This window comes from Cupriavidus sp. FW305-26 (assembly GCF_058787975.1).
In genome coordinates this window covers 1-1,953 of record NZ_JBYTAH010000153.1, presented here as the reverse complement: position 1 = coordinate 1,953, position 1,953 = coordinate 1, and the positions used below count along the sequence as shown (strand labels likewise).

Below are 1,953 nucleotides of genomic sequence, written 5' to 3'. Positions count from 1 at the left end.
GGAATAAGAGCCTGGCGATGACCTACTTTCACACGGGAATCCGCACTATCATCGGCGCGGAGCTGTTTCACGGACCTGTTCGGGATGGGAAGGGGTGGTTCCAGCTCGCTATGGTCACCAGGCATGAGGGGTTGCAGCGCTGAGGTTGAGGTCAACGCTGCGAATAGGGATGTAGTTGGGGTTGTGCGTGTCAACTGTTTCGGCACAGTCGCGATTCACACACCAGGCAAAACACACTGGTTATAGGATCAAGCCTTACGGGCAATTAGTACTGGTTAGCTTAACGCATTACTGCGCTTCCACACCCAGCCTATCAACGTCCTGGTCTCGAACGACCCTTCAAGGCGGTCAAGCCGCCAGGGAATCCTCATCTTCAGGCGAGTTTCCCGCTTAGATGCTTTCAGCGGTTATCTCTTCCGTACATAGCTACCCTGCGATGCCTCTGGCGAGACAACAGGTACACCAGCGGTACGTCCACTCCGGTCCTCTCGTACTAGGAGCAGCCCCCGTCAAGATTCCAACGCCCACGGCAGATAGGGACCAAACTGTCTCACGACGTTTTAAACCCAGCTCACGTACCTCTTTAAATGGCGAACAGCCATACCCTTGGGACCGGCTACAGCCCCAGGATGAGATGAGCCGACATCGAGGTGCCAAACACCGCCGTCGATATGAACTCTTGGGCGGTATCAGCCTGTTATCCCCAGAGTACCTTTTATCCGTTGAGCGATGGCCCTTCCATTCAGAACCACCGGATCACTATGTCCTGCTTTCGCACCTGCTCGACTTGTCGGTCTCGCAGTTAAGCACGCTTTTGCCATTGCACTTTAGGTACGATGTCCGACCGTACCAAGCGTACCTTCGAACTCCTCCGTTACACTTTGGGAGGAGACCGCCCCAGTCAAACTGCCTACCATGCACTGTCCCCGACCCGGATTCACGGGTCAAGGTTAGAACCTCAAACAAACCAGGGTGGTATTTCAAGGACGGCTCCACGTGAACTAGCGTCCACGCTTCAAAGCCTCCCACCTATCCTACACAGATCGGTTCAAAGTCCAATGCAAAGCTACAGTAAAGGTTCATGGGGTCTTTCCGTCTAGCCGCGGGGAGATTGCATCATCACAAACACTTCAACTTCGCTGAGTCTCGGGAGGAGACAGTGTGGCCATCGTTACGCCATTCGTGCAGGTCGGAACTTACCCGACAAGGAATTTCGCTACCTTAGGACCGTTATAGTTACGGCCGCCGTTTACCGGGACTTCAATCAAGAGCTTGCACCCCATCATTTAATCTTCCGGCACCGGGCAGGCGTCACACCCTATACGTCCACTTTCGTGTTTGCAGAGTGCTGTGTTTTTATTAAACAGTCGCAGCCACCATTTTATTGCAACCCCTTCACCCTTCTGGCGCAGGCCAGTCAAGCTACCAGGGCGTACCTTATCCCGAAGTTACGGTACCAATTTGCCGAGTTCCTTCTCCCGAGTTCTCTCAAGCGCCTTAGAATACTCATCTCGCCCACCTGTGTCGGTTTGCGGTACGGTCTCGTATGACTGAAGCTTAGAGGCTTTTCTTGGAACCACTTCCAATTGCTTCGCAGCACTAGGCCGCTCGCCCCACATCCTTGAATCCCGCGCCCGGATTTGCCTGAGCGCCTTCTCCAATGCAGGGACCGGGACTTCCAACACCCGGACAACCTTCCGCGATCCGTCCCCCCATCGCATCATACGACGGTGCAGGAATATTAACCTGCTTCCCATCAGCTACGCATCTCTGCCTCGCCTTAGGGGCCGACTCACCCTACGCCGATGAACGTTGCGTAGGAAACCTTGGGCTTACGGCGAGGGGGCCTTTCACCCCCTTTATCGCTACTCATGTCAGCATTCGCACTTCTGATACCTCCAGCATCCTTTACAAGACACCTTCACAGGCTTACAGAACGCTCTCCTACCACGC

Annotated in this window: 2 rRNA genes; both read right to left on the bottom strand. The window is 54.5% G+C overall.

The features are described 5' to 3' along the window. Positions 1 to 9: 9 nt before the first annotated feature. A 5S ribosomal RNA gene (rrf, locus tag AC3WQZ_RS35600) occupies positions 10 to 122 on the bottom strand. A 122-nt stretch (positions 123 to 244) separates the two neighbouring features. Beyond that, positions 245 to 1,953: ribosomal RNA gene (locus AC3WQZ_RS35595) — 23S ribosomal RNA — on the bottom strand; the annotation flags it as partial.